The sequence below is a fragment of the Collibacillus ludicampi genome (assembly GCF_023705585.1).
GTDB classification, from domain to species: Bacteria; Bacillota; Bacilli; order Tumebacillales; family BOQE01; genus Collibacillus; species Collibacillus ludicampi.
Map to the genome: position 1 here is coordinate 2,396,414 of NZ_BOQE01000001.1, position 18,002 is coordinate 2,414,415.

An 18,002-nucleotide genomic window follows, 5' to 3' on the forward strand; every position below is an offset into this window, starting at 1 on the left:
GGGGAAGAGGCATGAGACGCATTGAGGTGTATCTTCACGATATCCCTGTACAATTGGGGCGTGTGATTCGTGTGGGGCAGCGTGAAATCGCATTATTCCGTTTATCGAATGGAGAGATAAGGGCATTGGAGAACCGATGCCCGCATAAGGGGGGTTCTTTGGCAGAAGGGATCATCAGCGGCGAATACGTTTTTTGCCCGCTTCATGATCGGAAGATTAATCTTTCTGACGGAAAGGTGCAAGAACCTGACACAGGATGTGTCCGTGCTTATCAAGTTGAAATAGACAAAGACAAAGTATTCATATACACTTAATAGAGATAAGTGGATAAAAGCAAGAGCCCGTGAGGGCTCTTTTTCTACAAGAGAGGAGTGGATGCCATGCAAGAGTACATACGTGAAGTGGGTCGCGGGAAAAAAGGCGCCAAGGACTTGACGTTTGAGCAAGCGAAAGATGCGGCGGCAAGAATATTGGACGGACAGGCGACAGATGCTCAGATTGGAGCCTTTTTGCTCTCGGAAAGAATCAAGATGGAAAGTATCGATGAATTGCAAGCGTTTATCGAAGAATGCAGAAAAAGAAGTACCGTTGTACGTCATGGCAGAATCGGCGTTTTGGATTGTTCGGGTCCTTACGACGGGAGAGCGAAATCCTTCGCGGCAACGATCCCTGTGTCGCTCATCCTCGCGGCCAGGGAAGTCCCTGTAGTCTTGCATGCGAGCGCAACGCTTCCACCGAAAAATGGGGTCAGTTTGTTAGAGATCCTCAGGGAATTAAAGGTTGAAACAGAAGCGGATGAAGGTTCCGTCCGTAACCAGTTGGAGAAAGTGGGGATCGCTTTTCTGCATACGGAAACATTCTGTCCTCCTTTGCGGAAGCTCCGTTCCATTCGTGAAGAATTAGGGGTGCGGACATTGTTCAATACGGTGGAAAAATCCCTCAACCTGACGGATGCCGCTTTTGCAATCACAGGTGTTTTTCATACGCCCGCATTGAATAAAACGGCGCAACTCTTACAACGTGCCGGTATTCGCAAAGGGATGGTCGTGCAAGGAATCGACGGTTCGGAAGATTTGCCTGTCAATCGAGCATCGACGATTTGTATCTTTGAGGGGGATTCTGTTGAAAAACAAATCATCAACCCGAAAGATTACGATCTGTTTTATGCACACGAACCCGTCCGTTTCACCTGCCAAGAGCAAGCGTCATTGACATTGGAGATTTTAAGTGGTGCGCAACATCCTTTCCGTAATATGGTTCTTTTAAATAGCGGATTGCGATTGTGGTTCGTCGGGAAAGCGAAGACGATCGAAGAAGGAATTGAATTGGCAAAAACGACGCTTGATTCCGGAGAAGCGATGCATAAACTTGAAGATTGGAAACAGATATCGAGTGTAAGTTAAATTTTATGTAAGAAAAAATGACACAAATGATCGATTCTCGATTCGAAAAACCTCTGTCTGGTGACAGAGGTTTTTTATTTTTTATAAAAAAACAAGAAAATACTCAAATAAAGAAGGGAAAGCGGATACATCCAGTTTTTTGAAGTGATATATAACATATCACTTATTGTAAAGAAACTTAACACAATATAGTATATATACATAAAGAGCAGGAGGGGAGAAGAGACATGAAGCGTACGATCAGTTGGATGAGTGGAATGATGTTACTCGCAACACCCGGGTTGGCACTCGCGGCCGATGAACCAACGGTCAAAGATGCCATTCAGGCAGTAGACACGGTTTGGGTCTTGGTCGCTGCCGTACTTGTATTTTTGATGCAGGCAGGTTTTGCTTTACTCGAAGCAGGTGCCACACGCATGAAAAACGCAGGACATATCGCAGGTAAGAATGTTCTCAGTTTCGCGATCGTAACATTGGTTTTCTGGGCGGTTGGATTTGCTATCAGCTTTGGTCAAGGGAACAATTACATCGGTATGAGTGGCTGGTTCCTCAACGTTGCCGAAGATAAGGTGAACGATATTTTCGCATCTCTGAGTTTTAGCTCGGTTCCACTGGGAGCAAAATTTCTTTTTCAGGTAGTCTTTGCCGGGGTATCACTGGCGATCATGTGGGGAGGAATCGCGGAAAGGGCAAAACTGATTGTCTATTTCGTTTTTGGCACGCTCTTTACTGCTATCATTTATCCGGTTATCGCACATTGGGTGTGGGGGGGAGGATGGTTATCCACATTAGGAATGCAAGATTTTGCTGGATCGACGGTTGTTCACTTGCAAGGAGGAGTTGCTGCACTCGTGGGTGCGATCTTGTTAGGACCGCGAATCGGTAAGTATAACAAAGATGGTACGGCGAACGTTATTCTTGGACATAATACGGTTTATTCGGTTTTAGGTGTAATCATCCTTTGGTTTGGCTGGTTTGGCTTCAATGCTGGCTCGACTTTAATGGCAAACGGGGTATTCTTCCCGTATGTGGCGATGACGACCAACTTGGCCGCGGCAGCTGGTGCAGTGGCAGCATTGCTTACAGCATGGGTGGTTCTGCGAAAGCCGGATATCGGTTATATGCTCAACGGTGTGCTGGCGGCACTTGTTGCCATTACCGCGTCTTGCGCCTTTGTAAAGCCTTGGGCGGCTGTGGTGATCGGGGCACTTGCAGGGATTTTCATGGTTATCTCCGTCTTGTTCTTTGATCGAATACTTAGAATCGATGATCCGGTTGGTGCTTTCTCTGTTCATGGAATGGCGGGAATATGGGGAACGCTTTCCACAGGTTTCTTCGCGGCTCCAGACCTGGTTCAGAAATTGGGAGTCGGTCAACCGGGGCTGTTCTATGGTGGCGGATGGCATCAACTTGGGATCCAGTTCTTGGGTATTGCAGTTTCTTTCGCTTTCGTTTTCGTAGCTTCGTTCCTCATTCTGTATGCGATCAAGGTGACGGTCGGTTTACGCATCAGCCGTGAAGAAGAGATCATCGGTCTGGATGTGAGCGAACATGGTGTTTCCGGTTATCCGGAACAACTGCCGCATGGCGGAGATTATCACCCCGGTTCAAACATGGAGTTTCGCCCGACTCACCTGGCATAGATAAGTAACATGTAAGGAGAGTTCCGTATGATTCCGCATACCGTTCTCTTCGTGGGGGATAGAGAGGGGTGGGGACTACTCCCCGCCCTTGTTCATAAACTTGGATATACCGCTCACTATGTAAACCGGGAACAGATCAAAAGATGGCGGGATAAACCCGTTCATATAGCCATCGTTTCGAGCAAAGATCAACATCTTTCAGAGATATTGAGGGAACTATCTGATTATCCCTTCGCAACGGTCTTGTTTGTTTCGGATGAGTTGATCGACATCACCAGACAACTCGTGGATGAGACACATACGGTCGATGGAATTGTCACGGAAGAAATGGGTGAAATACAGTTACGAATGGTGCTAGAAGTTGCGATGATGAACAACGCCCGTTTGCAACGCCTAAAAGGGGAAGTGATGGAATTACAGGAGACTCTTGTAGCAAGGAAGACTATCGAGAGAGCCAAAGGGTTCCTCATGAACTGGTGCGGGCTTTCCGAATCTGACGCGTATCAAAAAATGCGTACACAGGCGATGAAGGATCAACGCCCTTTAAGGGAAGTGGCAAAAAGCGTCCTCTTGGTGTCTGAGTTGTTGGGAAAGTCAAGAATGCGAACGGGATGTGAAGCGGATGGGAACGGTCTTGGAGGAATTTCTGGAGAGGCTGGAGCAAACGAATCATCCTGAAGAAGTGAGAATGTCGCATGATCGGTTGCCTGAAATGTTTACAGAATATTTGTCCTTAAAAAAGATTCGAGGTGTTATTCGCCTGATCACCGCCTGTCATGATGCGATGGTGAAAAAAGTGCTGTCATGTACACAACGGGAGATGGAGCGGGAGGGAAAAAAAACGCCCGATATTCCATATTGCTGGGTGGTTATGGGCAGTGGCGGACGAAATGAACAAACATTTCACACGGATCAGGATTACGGCCTTATCTATGAACAAACGTCTTCAGAAGAGCTAGAGGCTATAGAGTGTTACTTTGAAGAATTCGCAGAACGTGCGGTCATTGCTTTGGAACAAGCAGGATATCCCTTGTGTACAGGATTCGTGATGCCTGTTAATCCGCGCTGGCGGGGGGAGTTAAACGTCTGGTGTGATCGCTTTGAAGGATACTTCGACTACCCGAACTGGGAACATGTGCGCTATCTGCTGATCGCTTCCGATATGAGACCCTTGTTCGGGAACATGGACTTGGGAGAAAGATTGCGGACATGGTTGATTGAACGGATGAAAAACGCGGAATTTGTTCTTTGGCAGGTGGCCGCCCATGAGCGAGAACACGGGGTTGCCCTCGATCGTTTCTCCCGTTTTCGTATCGATCTTTCAGGGCCTGAGAAAGGAAGGTTAAACCTGAAAGAAGGACTTTATTTGCAACTGGTGAACATCTTGCGTTTATGGTCGTTGAAGGGAGGATTCACCGAGACGGAATCTTTTGCCCGCTTGGAGAAACTGAGGGAATCCGGGATTTGGCCGCAAGAATGGGGAGGCGGATCGAGGAAGCTCTCTCGCTCGTTTTTTTTCTCCGTTTGAAAGAACATGTAAATCGAAGTCGGAGAGGAGAGATGCCTAATCACTATATCAATCCGCATGAATTGAATCCGCACGATACATCCTGTTTGATTCAAGCGATGAGAACGGTAAAACAGTTGCAAAAGTTGACGGCCCGGAGATTTAGAAAGCCGGGATAACGGAGTGAATACGAGTATGGCGGATTGGCGTTCCTTTTTTGGACGGATGTTTGACTCAACGGGTGTTATGGGGCTATTTGGCGCGGCGAACAGTCGAAATCTGCAGGTGGAAGCGCAAGTGCGCGATTTGTTGAGGGAAGCGAGGAGGAAAGATTTGTGGGATCAGAAGCTGGATTCACTCCGTTATGTGGTGTTGGATACGGAGACAACAGGCTTCAATCCTACAGAGGATATGATTCTGTCCATAGGGGCTGTTGAGATGAACGGGACGGTCATTTGTGAAGGAAAGACGTACCACTCGTATATATCCTTGCCTGCACGAAAAGAGATTCCGGAAACGATCACAGAACTCACGGGAATCTCGATGGAAACGATCGCTGACGCCCCTTCGCTGAAAAAGGTATTGCAAGAGTTTTTAACATTTGCGGGAGATGCTGTTCTCGTCGCCCATCATGCGCTTCATGAGATGCGATTTTTACAGGCCGCTTTCCGAAGAACCTTCCGTGCCGACTTCTCGCATCGATTTATTGATACGGCCCGTGTCGCGCAAATCATTGGAGGAAGGGAACGCATCATGACACTCGATGAACTGGCTTCCGTCTATGGAATTCCGCTCCATGGCAGACATACGGCGATCGGCGATGCATGGATCACGGGCAGGGTCTGGTCATGCCTTCTGCAAGAGAGCAAGAAGATGGGAATTCGTTCACTCGGGGAATTGTTGGAATGTGTAAGTCGCGGCTTTTTTAAATGATTGAGGATCACGGGACTAAATCGACAAATCAGGGAATCCCCTGATTGCTTTTTAATTATTACTCGGGTTATTTTCTACTATATATATTTTTATAAAATTTCATCGAAATATGAAATTCCCTTCGTTATTGAATCATTATTTGATTGAACGTCAAAGACAGCAGTTATTGCGGAGTACAGAGACTTACTCTGTGAACTCCGTCTTTTTTGGCGTTTACATCTGATAAAACAAAAAAGAAAAATAGTGTAGAATCATCAAATGAGAGGTGTCAAAATTGGTCAAGTGACAATCAGCTACTCTAGGTAATCTTACATATTGTAGGGGTATGACAGTGGAGAGTATCCAAATCGGATGGTTTCTACAGACGTGGCTTTTGTCCGCACAGGTGTTTTCTACACGTGAATTTTCCCTATTAGCCGTCCGTCGGTTTCTACCCAGAATAGCACCGTGGTTCACCATTGTCCTTATTCCTCTAGGCTTTGCGTTCGATGGGATACACCTACACTTCCATATTTCTATTGGTATCATGGGTGTCTTATACACAACAGTATACGTATTACGGTCGGAAAAGTGGGAGCCTATCGCCTTCGCTACAACCATATTCCTCTCTCTCGTTGGTATGAACTTTTGGCAGTATGGGAATGCCTCACGTGTTTGGATTTGTGCATTTCTTTTAGTCTGTCTCATGGTAGTCATTTCAGTCATTCTCAAACGATTTCGGTCTGCTAAGGGAGTAACATTCGCGAGTTTAATCAGTGTACTTACGGAGCTTGGGTTTGATGTCGCTTGGGGAAACAAATTTGATGCCGTGGTCGTTGCGGCTATGATGGCCATCATGTCAGGTATGTACGTGGAATTTCGTGCTCGGCACGATCGACTTGTTCAAGAAACGCATGAAGCTGTGCAATACGATGTACTCACTCACGCACTGACACGTCGAGGACTTGCATCATGGCTCCAAGAGACGAAAGCCAGAGGACAGAACGAAGGTATTATCGCCTTTTGCGATCTCGATAACTTCAAATGGATAAATGATACATGGGGTCACGAAGTCGGGGATCGTGTTTTACAAGAGTTTGTCAATAGAATTCGTAATGGACTACGCGCTAATGATGCCGTAGCGCGATTTGGTGGGGACGAATTTCAAATATGGATTCCACTGCAAGACGCGAGCGTGGCCGAACAAATTGTGGACAGACTCCATCGTCTCGCGACAGAAGGCGAGTATCCGGTATTGAAGAAGGATGAAGGGCTTAAGATTGGGGTTTCCATCGGTTGGACTTACGGGCCATTAAATGAGGAGACTGCGAACCAAGCAGATTATGCTCTCCTGTCTGCTAAGAAATCCGGAAAGAACTGCATTATGAAATCTTCGCGATGCCAAGAATTGATACGTCAGAATAGAAGGAATGAAGATCCACATCTTTTTTGGCTTACAAACATTGCCCTGTCTTTATGGCGTGAATCTCACTATCCCTTTGTGCTTACAGACAGAGACGGACGTATTCTGGTAACAAACGAAGCGTATGAGCATCTAGTCGGTAGAACGCGGGACGAACTACGGGGAGCTAAGCCAGGTATGAATAGCGCAAACAAAACACCAATGAAGGTTTACCAAAGTATGTGGGCCAATCTTTCGCACGGAAAGCCGTGGAGCGGTTGTTTGTTGAATCGCCGAGAAGATGGAACTGAATGGTGGGAGGTCGCCGAGCTTTTCCCGGTCGTTCTGTCCGGGCAGATTGTTGGCTATTGGGGTATGGTACAGGAACTAAACAATGCCAGGTTCCCACACTCGACAAATAGAAATAACTATTCTTGGCATGGAGAAATTGAATGGGCGTTTCAGCCCATTGTCGATGCTGACTCCCAAACTCCTATCGGGTATGAAGCACTCGCTAGACCTAAATGGGGGAGTGAATTTGTAGGCCCTGACACCTTCTTCAGAATTGCGGAGCGGTTCGATTTCTGTTCGCAAGCGGATTGGGATTGCTTGGAAAGCTTGCTGAAACGTCTGCTTGAACTTTCGTGGCCAAACGGGAACCGATTATTTTTGAATGTGTATGCAGGCACGCTACGAGATACTGAACGGATTCGTAACTGGTTAGAAAGACTGTATAAACAGCACCCTAGAATCATTTGCGTCTTTGAAATACTGGAACACCACGTTGATTCCATTGATATTCACGCTTGGAACCAGCTTCAGGCGGAGTTCCCTATGATTGAATTGGCACAAGATGATTTTGGAGTAGGGGAACAAGACTTAATGCGTTTAATGACGGTCAAGCCGGACTGGATTAAGTTAGACCGACAGTGGGTCACAATGGCGGAACAACCGGAGAGTAAGGAATTGTTGTATTCCATTGCAGACTGGGCAGCATCCCAGGACATTCGTATTATTATCGAAGGGATAGAAACCCTTGAGCAATCCCAAATCTATCAGCGTCTTGGTATTCAACATCAGCAAGGATACTTTTGGAGCAGACCACAAAAGGAATTGCCACAACTTAACTACGTGAATCCCTAAGCTCGTTGATTTTGTAAGCGACGGACTATGATTGTCCAGAATATTTTTCAATCCTTTCAAATTATAGTCGTCACCTCGGGTTACACACAGAGAGGCAAATATCCCTCCCAGTACATATGATATACGTTGAGAGGTGATACTAGTGAAATGGCGTGTACTTCTGGAACGATGGAAAACGTGGTGGGAAGCTCGACGCGAACGCGTACGCTTTCAACGCCACAGAAACCGTTTGAATTCCGAGTTTTTAAAACACCTGCAAGAAAAGGAACGGGCTTTTCGATCCCACCGCTCTGCTTGGAAGCGTAGCTGGAATCAACATAGTTAGAATAGGATCATGAACCGGCTTCTTTTTTCAAATTACTGCCGGTCAGCAATGAGCGTTTCGCCTAAAAAGTAAAAGGATGCTGGTATCATCAGCATCCCTTTTATTTGTTTAATCGGCTCATCAGTTTTTTCGGACCTTTATTCCATACCAAGTTCAGGATGATATCGCTAAGTCGAACGGCAACGTAAGCGAGTGCCATGCCGGCGATGACATCAATCACCCAGTGGATTTCCAAATACAAAGTTGAATAGATGACACTTGCGCAGTAAAAAACCATCCCCCATTTGAAATAAGGACCTTTTTCCTGAAGAGCGAGCAGTAAAATGGCGAAGGCGACCGATGTATGCATACTGGGGAAACAGTTGGCTACCGTATTCAGTAACTTCTGTCCGGTGAGACCGCGCATGAGGCCGTCAGGATCTCCTTTGACATACCATACCTCTTGCAAGAGTACCGTATGATAGAAAAAGATAATAACCGGCATTTGAAGCACGAATCCGCCAAGAGCATATTGCAACATCTTGCGAACATCTTTAATCAGGAAACTGCGGATAATCGCTACCCACAGATTCAGGACAAATGCTTGCGAATAGGCAAACTGTAGCCAAACGGTCAACCAGTGTGTTTTATACAAACGGAATAAAGAACCGTCATTCCAAGGGATCATTCGAAACAGAGGGTTCCAATTCCAGACATGATGAAAATGGCCGAGATAGTCGTTGACAAGAAATAACCAAGGGTATGAGCGTTTGTTCCACAACCAATCGATAAGGGCAAGAACGGGAACCCCTATCCATAGAAATTGTGACCATGGAATCGTGCGCCTGTCATCTTTATGATCCAGCAAAGAAAAACCTAGGATGAACAGGTTTTCAGGAAAACGGATGAGAAGGGAAAACAAGTAGCTGAACATCGACAGTAATCCTCCAATCGTCAATATCATAACAGGTTCTTTGTTTGAGGGGTATAGTTTCAAAACAAAAGCCGAAAAAAGATTTGCAAACGGCTCTGTTGTGATATTCTTTTTCAAGGGGATATTCCAATCGGAGCGGGGTTTTCTCAGCATCATGCACAGCGATGCCGTACATAATTTTCTATCGCGTGTTCCCGATGATATCAAAAGAAAACAGGACTCGTGCCGACAATTTGTTTGTGATATCGGCGATGGGGCACGAGGAGTGATGGAGGAGGTTTAATACATGGCCGTATTGGTTACAGGAGGTGCCGGGTATATCGGCAGTCATGCGGTTGTAGAACTGCTTGCACAGGGAGAAGAAGTGATCGTGCTCGATAATTTGCAAAAAGGGCATCGACGCGCGGTGATGGCGGAAACTTTCTATCAAGGCGATGTTCGTGATGCGGAACTGCTTGAAAAGATATTTACGACCCATGACGTCGAGGCGGTCATTCACTTTGCAGCCGATTCACTCGTCGGTGAAAGTGTCTACGAACCTTTGAAGTACTATGATAACAACGTAGTAGCGGCTCAGCGGCTTCTTACAAAGATGAAGGAGCACGGCGTGAATAAGATCGTTTTTTCTTCGACAGCCGCCACCTACGGGGAGCCAAAACATGTCCCGATACGGGAGACAGATCCGACAGAACCAACAAACCCATATGGAGAGACGAAACTTGCAATCGAAAAAATGCTGAAATGGTGCGACCAAGCGTACGGAATTAAATATGTTTCGCTGCGTTATTTCAACGTGGCAGGCGCTCATGCGGATGGTCTGATTGGAGAAGATCACGATCCGGAAACGCATCTGATCCCAATCGTTCTGCAAGTGGCTTTGGGGCAAAGGGATTCGATTTCGATCTTTGGTGATGATTACCCGACGGAAGACGGGACCTGCATCCGCGATTATATCCATGTAATGGATTTGGCCAATGCTCATTGGCTCGCGTTGAAGAGGTTGCGGGAAGCGGGGGAAAGCGGCATCTATAATTTGGGGAACGGAACCGGTTTTTCGGTGAAACAGGTGATTGAAACAGCGCGAGAAGTAACCGGTCATCCGATTCCTGCGCGCATCGCACCGCGTCGTGCGGGGGATCCTGCCGTTTTGATCGCCTCGTATGACAAGGCGCAAAACGAGTTGGGGTGGGTTCAAAGATACGACAGCTTGGAGGAAATCATTCGTACAGCGTGGAACTGGCACAAGAAAAACCCAAAGGGCTATAAAAGTTAATGGGGGTAACACCTGAAACTTTCAAAATAGCCTACCATATCGCAAGGGGCTCCATCAGAAGATGAAACATTTCTTGTGCGGAAAGAAGTAGTTTTAAGGCTGTTACAAGAAACTGAATGGCCTTAGGGTGGGTTGTATCGCTTGCGGAGGTGAGTGGAAGGTCGTTCCGCTTCTCTTAAACCGTAAAGAGGCATTTGCTTCGCGTGAAACAGTGAGTTTGGAGGTCGTCTCCCTTCCTTTCGGATGTAAAAGGGTGTATGCATTGCGCGTAATAGCGACTTTGAAGGTCGTCTCGCAACATATGATTATGATTCGATGCGAGACGACCTTCACGGAGCATAAGCGCAATGCATATACCCGCTGAAACAACCTTCACGGAGCATGAGCGCAAAGCATATGCCTCAAGAACGACCTTTCTTACACCCAAGCGCATCCGTTCATCTTATGATGATGGCTGTAGCATTTTTATGGCTGTCATTGTGTTTCCTTCGATCCTGCGTACATGGAGCGAAACCAAGCAACCACGAAGAGAACAAAGGGTAATAAAATAAAAAAGGGAATTCCCAAAAAATAAGGAACCAGTTTCAATCCAACATACAGATGTTCAGAAATGTTAGACGACATCGTGTCTGCCAGAAAGATCGCGGTGAGGGCGGAAGGTAAGATTAATACTTTACCGTTTTGAATACCTGTTAGTTGTTGTATTCCTCGAATCGTACCAAACATGTAGAGAGCGAATTTAAAAAATCCGACGGTACAGAATTGTAAAACAACGATTGCATCGAGGTTTTGAAGAAAGTCGGCTATGTTAATCTGACGCATTAAAGCGTAATAGGGAAAGACATTACGTTGAAACATCCTTTCACTTAGAATAGTAATCGCTAAAAAATCAGAAAAGCCAAGCAAAATTCCGTATACGACCGTGGCCAGTAAAGTGGCCTTCATCACCTGATTCGGTTGATTGACTAACGGCCAAATCATTGTGAATACAATGGTCTCCCCGTAAGGGATGATCACATTAAGTGGCCATAAATTCTTCCAAATGGCGATCCAGCCATGTTCTGCGATCGGTTGAACCCTGCCTATGTCAATGATGTCTGAACCGATTAACAAGCATGTGAGTACGATATAGGGGACAACCACTAAGACAGGGAAAAGGAACTCCCCTAGACGTCCTAATGGTTCGATTCCATGATAAAGACCATATGCGGTGACAAGCGTGAATAAAAACATGATGACGAAAAGGGGCGTCTGAGTCAAAATTGTTCCCCGAATGACTTCACCGAAATTACGTAGGTCTCGCCCTGCTAGATATAAGAAGAGGAGTGGATATAACCACGCGAGAGGAGTACCGATCCATCGACCAAATTGAGCGGGGAAACATTGAACGAGTGTTAACCCTGTGTGCATACGCATCAATGTAAAATATAACAAGATAAGTAACGCTCCAAATACGACAGACAAGAGTGTAACAATCCAAGCATCTTTACCTGCTTTCGCAGCGAAACCAAATACACTCGTAGTTCCAATTTGAAACATAACGGTTAGTGTAAACAATTGATAACCCGATATTTTTTCCATAGAACCCTCTCACTTTACGTGATCTGCCGTTATTATGCTCATGAGGTACGATCACGATTCGCGAATACGAAAAAGGTACCAGTAATCTTCTGTAAATAATGAAGGTTATGATTTCTCTTTTCAAGCGGGGCTGTAATAGATTCAATCATTTGTTGTTGGCTGGTAATCCGAATGAAAAGATGTTACAATTTTGATAATTAGTTGTATTCGATAATCGATAAATGAATGTTCGGATGAAGAAGAGATACAATAATCATAACTGGAGGAAAGAGGGAGAGAGCATGAACTTGTTTGATTTAAGCGGAAAAGTTGCAGTCATCACGGGTGCAACTAGAGGTCTCGGACAAGCCATGGTGATAGGACTCGCGGAAGCGGGAGCCGATATTGCCCTCATCCAACGAACGGAAACAGAAAAGACTACGAAAGAAATGATTGAACGGCTCGGTCGTCGTTGTGAAATCTTTGTGTGTGATCTTGCTGACATGGAACATGTGAAGACGGTCATGAACCAAGTGGACGAGTGTTTCGGGCATGTTGATATTCTCGTGAATAATGGGGGGATACAACGCCGTTCACCGGCGGTACAATTTTCAGAAGAGGATTGGGATGAAGTCTTCGCTGTCAACTTAAAATCGGTATTCTTTTTATGTCAGCAAGCCGGCCAACGGATGATCACACAAGGCGGAGGCAAGATCATCAATATCGCGTCCCTCCTGTCATTCCAAGGGGGCGTAACTGTTCCCGCTTATGCCGCAGCGAAAGGCGGCGTGGCTCAGTTAACGAAAGCGTTGGCAAACGAATGGGCAGGTCATGGCATCAATGTGAATGCAATTGCTCCCGGTTATATGGATACCGATATGAATAGGGAGCTCCTGCATGATAAAACACGCAGCCGTCAAATTTTGGAGAGAATTCCCGCAGGACGTTGGGGAACGCCTGAAGACCTAAAGGGGGCTGTGGTGTTCCTGGCTTCAAGGGCGTCCGATTATGTGAACGGTCATGTGCTCGTCGTTGATGGAGGATGGTTGGGAAGATAATCCATTATTTGGTAACCACTGCGACTCTTCTATTGTTGATTAGCTGTTTCACACATATCTAGAGCAAAAGTTTCACATGATGGTTTCAGGTGAGTCATATATCGTTTTCAAATAAATGGTCGATTTAAAGGGAGATATGGCGACATATATCTCCCTTTAGCAATTTTAAGATTACCTTTTTGAGGGGAGGTCTGTAGTATAATGATCATGGTTCAACATGTCTCTTCAAGAATAGACAAAAAAGGATCAGAGGAGAACCATATCAAGAAGTACTTACACTCTGTCTTCTTGGACAATGTGTTGCAGTCACTCGTGCTGCGGGAGACAAACGCCTGATTTACAAATTTTATCATGGAGAGGCTTCGTAACCATGAGTAGACATGAAATGACGATTCAATCAGAGGATGATATCTATTTTGCTCTTTATTACGTTCGGGTTTTAATGAACCAGCTCTCTTTTTCGGCAATCGAACAACAAAAGGTGCTTGTGAGTGTAGCCGAATTAACCAGGAATCTCTTGGATCATGCGAATGGGATTGGCACCTTTTCTTGTGAAATCACCGATCAAGGGATCCGCTTTATGGTGATCGATAACGGTCCGGGAATCCCCGATCTCAATGAAGTGTTAAACGGCAAAAAAACGCCTTCATCTCGCGGGCTTGGACTCGGTCTATCAGGGGCCAAGCGATTGATGGATGAACTGCATATCGAAACATCTAGAGAAGGGACGAAAATCGTCGGGATCCAGCGAAAGAAGAAAAAACGAATGATTTCCTTGTATTCCGCGAGTACAAACGCTGAGTGACGATCGTCTCGGTTTATTAAAATGTATGACTAAACTTTTATGGAGGCATGTGATGAACAGGAGATATACAGAAATATACGAAGATATACGAAACCAAATCCTTGAAGGAAAATACCCTCCTGGAAAAAAACTGCCCTCTGAAAATGACTTTTGTAAGATATATGGCACAAGTCGGGGAACGATTCGCAGAGCTTTGGATTTGCTTGCTAAAGAAGGATTTGTAAATAGCTTGCACGGAAAAGGCGTTTTTGTACTGGACAATCAGCCCATCACTTTTTCTTTGGGTGGGCTTGTAAGTTTCAAAGAGGCGAGTGAAAACAGCGGCCAAACGTTCACGACTTCCGTTCCATTGTTTGAGGAAATCATGATTGAAGAATCCCTGCATAACAAGACTCGGTTGCCTACAGGCAGAGAAGCTTACAAGTTATACCGGGTTCGTCAGCTAGACGGGGAGAAAGTTATTCTCGATGTCAACTATTTTCTAAAAGATATCGTTACCGGCTTATCAAAGGAGATCGCCGAACAATCGATCTATCAATATATTGAAGAAACATTACAGCTAAAAATCGGTTTTGCCAAACGAGTGGTTCAGGTTGAACATGCATCAACAAAGGACAGAGAACATTTGGATTTGAAGTCATATAATTTCGTTGCGGTCGTCAAAAACTTCGTTCATTTGCACGATGGTACGCAATTCGAGTACACCGAGTCCCGCCATCGACCCGATCGTTTCATATTTACCGATTTTGCCCGTCGCCGATAAGGCGGCTTATTTATTTTTCATCCTCCAACATGTTTAAACAAGTGTTGACGCAACTTGTTTGAACAAGTTATCATGTAACTGAAAACGATTACAGGAGGGGAAGATATGGTTACCAAACAATCGGTTGAACGAATTGTCCAAGCCCTTGGGGGCAAAGACAACATTGTCACGGCAAGCCATTGCGTAACACGCCTAAGGCTTGCTTTGAAAGACGAGAGTATAGTTGATAAGAATGAGCTAGAGAACGTGGATATCGTCAAAGGTTTCTTTTCAGCCAACGGACAGTTTCAAGTGGTCATCGGCCCGGAACTTGTCGAGAAAGCTTATGAACAAATGCTTGCGATTACCGGTATTGAACGAGCAACTAAAGAACAAGTCAAAAGTGTGGCGGAAAAGAATTTGAATCTGTTTCAACGTTTGGTGAAGGCATTAGGAGATATCTTCATTCCGCTTCTTCCTGCCATTGTAACGGCCGGTCTGTTAATGGGGATCAATAATGTATTGACTGGGAAGGGGATTTTCTACCCGAATCAGGCATTCATTGATGTGCATCAGGAATGGAAAGACTTCGCCGGCATGATCAATCTGATCGCAAATACATCGTTTGTTTTCTTGCCCGGTCTAATCGGGTGGTCTGCCGTGAAGAGATTTGGCGGCAGTGAATTATTGGGGATCGTTCTGGGATTGATGCTGATACACCCCGATCTGCTCAATGCGTGGGGGTATGCGGAAGCGGCTGCTAAGGGAACCGTACCCTACTGGCATTTATTCAGATTGAATATTCAGAAAATTGGTTATCAAGGGCAAGTGTTACCGGTGTTGGTTTCGGCGTTCGTATTGGCGAAAATCGAAAACTTTTTGAACAAGCGTGTACCAGATGCTTTCAAATTGTTAATCGTCGCTCCTGTTACGTTATTGATCACAGGCTTCTTATCTTTCTTGATTATAGGCCCTGTCACCTTTGCGATCGGCAAAGCGATTACAGCCGCTTTCGTTGCCGTATTCGATAAAGTGCCGCTTTTAGGAGGCCTCATTTACGGGGGATTGTATGCAGTATTAGTCGTGACCGGAATGCATCACACCTTCTTGGCTGTCGATTTACAACTGATCGCAAGTACGGGAGGTACATTCTTATGGCCGATTCTGGCTTTATCGAATATCTCCCAAGGTTCGGCAGCTTTGGCCATGATGTTTGTTTCAAAAAATGAAAAGCTGAAGGGGATGGCTTTGACTTCTGCGATCTCCGCTTATCTCGGAATTACAGAACCGGCGATGTTTGGTGTGAATATTCGTTATCGATTCCCCTTCCTATCGGCAATGACCGGTTCCGCGATCGCTGCCGTCGTCATCACGTTACAACATGTGCGCGCATCCTCCATTGGAGTGGGAGGACTGCCCGGGTTTTTGTCAATCTTCCCTCAGCAATGGGGCGTGTTTTTCATCGGAATGGCGATCGCTTTGCTCGTTCCTTTCTTCTTGACATTCGTACTGGCCAAAGTGAAAAAAGTTGGACAAAGCGAACAGAGTGCACGTAACCTCAATTTCAACTAGAAATTCAGAGACCGAAAAGCGAGGAGTGCAGAATGGAGCAACCTTGGTGGAAAAAATCTGTAGTATATCAAATTTATCCAAAAAGCTTTAAAGATACGACAGGGAATGGGATCGGAGATTTACAAGGTATCATTGATCATCTGGATTACTTGCAGAACTTGGGGGTTGATGTGCTCTGGTTAACCCCCATTTATGATTCGCCCCAGAAAGATAACGGCTACGATATTCGGGATTATTACAGGATCAATCTGGAATACGGAACCATGGAAACGTTCGAGACCCTCCTTCATGAAGCGCATGCGAGAGGAATGAAAATCATCATGGATATGGTGGTGAATCATACATCAACGGAACATCGATGGTTTCAAGAGGCGTCGCGTTCCAGAGAGAACCCCTATCGCCATTTTTATATATGGAAGGATGGGGGGGAAGGAGGTCCTCCAAACAATTGGAAATCAAAGTTTGGAGGGAGTGCCTGGCAATATGATGAGACAACCGGTCAATATTACTTGCATCTCTTTGACGTAACACAAGCCGATTTGAATTGGGAACATCCAGAGTTGAGGGAACAAATATATCAAATGATGGATTTTTGGCTCGACAAAGGAGTTGACGGTTTTCGCCTGGATGTGATCAACCTTATCTCGAAAGATCAATCATTCCCGGACGATACGTTGGAAACGCCAACAGCCGACGGGCGCAAATACTATACAGACGGTCCGCGTATTCATGAATTCCTGAAGGAAATGAATCGAAGAGTGTTCTCAAAACACCCTCACATTCTTACAGTAGGGGAAATGTCTTCAACAACGATAGAGAACTGTGTGAAGTACACGAATCCCCAAGAAAAAGAACTCCATATGATTTTCAGTTTTCATCATTTGAAAGTCGACTATCCAAATGGAGAAAAATGGGTTGCCGCAGACTTTGATTTTCTGCAATTGAAAAAGATACTCAGCGATTGGCAATACGGCATGCAGCGAGGAGGGGGCTGGAACGCCCTGTTCTGGTGCAATCACGATCAACCACGGGTGGTCTCCCGTTTCGGCAATGATCGAGAGTTTCATAAAGAATCAGCGAAGATGTTGGCAACAGCGATCCATTTATTGCAGGGCACGCCTTTCATTTACCAAGGGGAAGAAATCGGTATGACCAACCCTTCTTTTGATATGATCGAAGATTATCGGGATGTCGAGACCATCAATGCCTATCATCGTTTGAAAGCCGAAGGAAAAGCGGAACAGGAGATCATGGCTGCCATTAAACAGAAATCGCGAGATAATGCACGGACGCCCATGCAATGGAACGGGGACAAGCATGCGGGTTTTACAAACGGCTGCCCATGGATCAAAGTTGCGCCGAATTACAAGGAAATCAATGTGGAACAGGCGTTGCGTGACAAGGATTCCGTTTTCTATCATTATCAAAAGCTGATTCGCTTACGTAAAGAATACGACATCATCGCTTACGGTGACTTTCGTTTAATCCTGGAAGATGACCCGCAAATCTTTGCTTATCTGCGACGATACAACGATGAGACCCTATTGGTGATCAACAATTTTTACGGCAAGATGACGACATTCATTTTACCGACGGATGTCCACCTGTACGGAGAATATCGCATAATCATTTCGAACTATCATGATACCCAAAATAACATCCGTGAACTTACCCTGCGACCGTACGAATCTGTTGCTTTTTATATAAAGTGAATGAGCGAAGCCCCCAACGCTTGGGGGCTTCT

14 protein-coding genes and 1 pseudogene are annotated in these 18,002 nt (G+C 45.5%); 13 read left to right on the forward strand and 2 right to left on the reverse strand.

Translation table 11 applies throughout. The features are described from left to right. The first annotated feature begins 11 nt into the window (after positions 1-11). The 7 genes and pseudogenes from nirD to DNHGIG_RS12110 all read left to right on the forward strand — a co-directional run bounded on the left by nirD (position 12) and on the right by DNHGIG_RS12110 (position 8,010). Entirely contained in the window at positions 12-314 is a 303-nt protein-coding gene (gene nirD, locus DNHGIG_RS12080) for a nitrite reductase small subunit NirD (RefSeq protein ID WP_282199814.1), read from the forward strand. A gap of 66 nt (positions 315-380) precedes the next feature. Next, positions 381-1,403 (forward strand): anthranilate phosphoribosyltransferase, encoded by a 1,023-nt coding sequence (locus DNHGIG_RS12085; RefSeq protein WP_282199815.1) that lies wholly within the window; start codon positions 381-383, stop codon positions 1,401-1,403. Between the two features lie 248 nt (positions 1,404-1,651). Then, positions 1,652-3,046 carry an ammonium transporter gene (locus tag DNHGIG_RS12090; RefSeq protein ID WP_439647772.1) on the forward strand — a complete coding sequence of 465 codons (1,395 nt, stop codon included), beginning with the start codon at positions 1,652-1,654 and terminating at the stop codon, positions 3,044-3,046. Between the two features lie 27 nt (positions 3,047-3,073). After that, entirely contained in the window at positions 3,074-3,724 is a 651-nt protein-coding gene (locus DNHGIG_RS12095; protein WP_282199817.1) for an ANTAR domain-containing response regulator, read from the forward strand. Between the two features lie 34 nt (positions 3,725-3,758). Then, positions 3,759-4,732 (forward strand): annotated as a pseudogene (locus tag DNHGIG_RS12100) (DUF294 nucleotidyltransferase-like domain-containing protein). A gap of 16 nt (positions 4,733-4,748) precedes the next feature. Continuing rightward, complete coding sequence (locus tag DNHGIG_RS12105; RefSeq protein WP_282199818.1) at positions 4,749-5,486, forward strand: exonuclease domain-containing protein; 738 nt, start codon at positions 4,749-4,751, stop codon at positions 5,484-5,486. A 331-nt stretch (positions 5,487-5,817) separates the two neighbouring features. Further along, on the forward strand, positions 5,818-8,010 hold the full coding sequence (locus tag DNHGIG_RS12110; protein WP_282199819.1) for an EAL domain-containing protein: 2,193 nt from the start codon (positions 5,818-5,820) through the stop codon (positions 8,008-8,010). Positions 8,011-8,435: 425 nt separating this feature from the next. On the opposite strand, the gene DNHGIG_RS12115 is transcribed toward DNHGIG_RS12110, so the two are convergent. Continuing rightward, positions 8,436-9,248, reverse strand: coding sequence for a phosphatase PAP2 family protein (locus DNHGIG_RS12115; protein ID WP_282199820.1), 813 nt, complete (start codon positions 9,246-9,248; stop codon positions 8,436-8,438). Between the two features lie 286 nt (positions 9,249-9,534). Here DNHGIG_RS12115 and galE point away from each other — a divergent pair, with 286 nt between their 5' ends. Next, entirely contained in the window at positions 9,535-10,521 is a 987-nt protein-coding gene (gene galE / locus DNHGIG_RS12120) for a UDP-glucose 4-epimerase GalE (protein WP_282199821.1), read from the forward strand. Positions 10,522-10,995: 474 nt separating this feature from the next. Here galE and DNHGIG_RS12125 read toward each other — a convergent pair whose 3' ends face one another. Then, entirely contained in the window at positions 10,996-12,102 is a 1,107-nt protein-coding gene (locus DNHGIG_RS12125) for a GerAB/ArcD/ProY family transporter (RefSeq protein ID WP_282199822.1), read from the reverse strand. A 281-nt stretch (positions 12,103-12,383) separates the two neighbouring features. On the opposite strand from DNHGIG_RS12125, the gene kduD reads away from it, so the two are divergent. The 5 genes from kduD (at position 12,384) to treC (ending at position 17,970) form a co-directional block, all read left to right on the forward strand. Further along, positions 12,384-13,139, forward strand: coding sequence for a 2-dehydro-3-deoxy-D-gluconate 5-dehydrogenase KduD (kduD, locus tag DNHGIG_RS12130; RefSeq protein ID WP_282199823.1), 756 nt, complete (start codon positions 12,384-12,386; stop codon positions 13,137-13,139). A gap of 370 nt (positions 13,140-13,509) precedes the next feature. Continuing rightward, positions 13,510-13,944 (forward strand): ATP-binding protein, encoded by a 435-nt coding sequence (locus tag DNHGIG_RS12135; RefSeq protein ID WP_282199824.1) that lies wholly within the window; start codon positions 13,510-13,512, stop codon positions 13,942-13,944. A 52-nt stretch (positions 13,945-13,996) separates the two neighbouring features. After that, the gene (gene treR, locus DNHGIG_RS12140; protein ID WP_282199825.1) at positions 13,997-14,707 is read left to right on the forward strand and encodes a trehalose operon repressor; all 711 of its coding nucleotides are present in this window, start codon (positions 13,997-13,999) and stop codon (positions 14,705-14,707) included. A 105-nt stretch (positions 14,708-14,812) separates the two neighbouring features. Then, positions 14,813-16,258, forward strand: a complete 1,446-nt coding sequence (gene treP, locus DNHGIG_RS12145; protein WP_282199826.1) for a PTS system trehalose-specific EIIBC component — start codon at positions 14,813-14,815, stop codon at positions 16,256-16,258. 32 nt (positions 16,259-16,290) lie between these two features. Continuing rightward, entirely contained in the window at positions 16,291-17,970 is a 1,680-nt protein-coding gene (gene treC / locus DNHGIG_RS12150) for an alpha,alpha-phosphotrehalase (protein ID WP_282199827.1), read from the forward strand. The last annotated feature ends 32 nt before the right edge of the window (positions 17,971-18,002 follow it).

Coding starts and splice junctions, on each gene's coding strand:
- nirD (WP_282199814.1), top strand. CDS start 12: ATGAGACGCATTGAGGTGTATCTTCACGATATCCCTGTACAATTGGGG.
- DNHGIG_RS12085 (WP_282199815.1), top strand. CDS start 381: ATGCAAGAGTACATACGTGAAGTGGGTCGCGGGAAAAAAGGCGCCAAG.
- DNHGIG_RS12090 (WP_439647772.1), top strand. CDS start 1,652: ATGAGTGGAATGATGTTACTCGCAACACCCGGGTTGGCACTCGCGGCC.
- DNHGIG_RS12095 (WP_282199817.1), top strand. CDS start 3,074: ATGATTCCGCATACCGTTCTCTTCGTGGGGGATAGAGAGGGGTGGGGA.
- DNHGIG_RS12105 (WP_282199818.1), top strand. CDS start 4,749: ATGGCGGATTGGCGTTCCTTTTTTGGACGGATGTTTGACTCAACGGGT.
- DNHGIG_RS12115 (WP_282199820.1), bottom strand. CDS start 9,248: ATGTTCAGCTACTTGTTTTCCCTTCTCATCCGTTTTCCTGAAAACCTG.
- galE (WP_282199821.1), top strand. CDS start 9,535: ATGGCCGTATTGGTTACAGGAGGTGCCGGGTATATCGGCAGTCATGCG.
- DNHGIG_RS12125 (WP_282199822.1), bottom strand. CDS start 12,102: ATGGAAAAAATATCGGGTTATCAATTGTTTACACTAACCGTTATGTTT.
- kduD (WP_282199823.1), top strand. CDS start 12,384: ATGAACTTGTTTGATTTAAGCGGAAAAGTTGCAGTCATCACGGGTGCA.
- DNHGIG_RS12135 (WP_282199824.1), top strand. CDS start 13,510: ATGAGTAGACATGAAATGACGATTCAATCAGAGGATGATATCTATTTT.
- treR (WP_282199825.1), top strand. CDS start 13,997: ATGAACAGGAGATATACAGAAATATACGAAGATATACGAAACCAAATC.
- treP (WP_282199826.1), top strand. CDS start 14,813: ATGGTTACCAAACAATCGGTTGAACGAATTGTCCAAGCCCTTGGGGGC.
- treC (WP_282199827.1), top strand. CDS start 16,291: ATGGAGCAACCTTGGTGGAAAAAATCTGTAGTATATCAAATTTATCCA.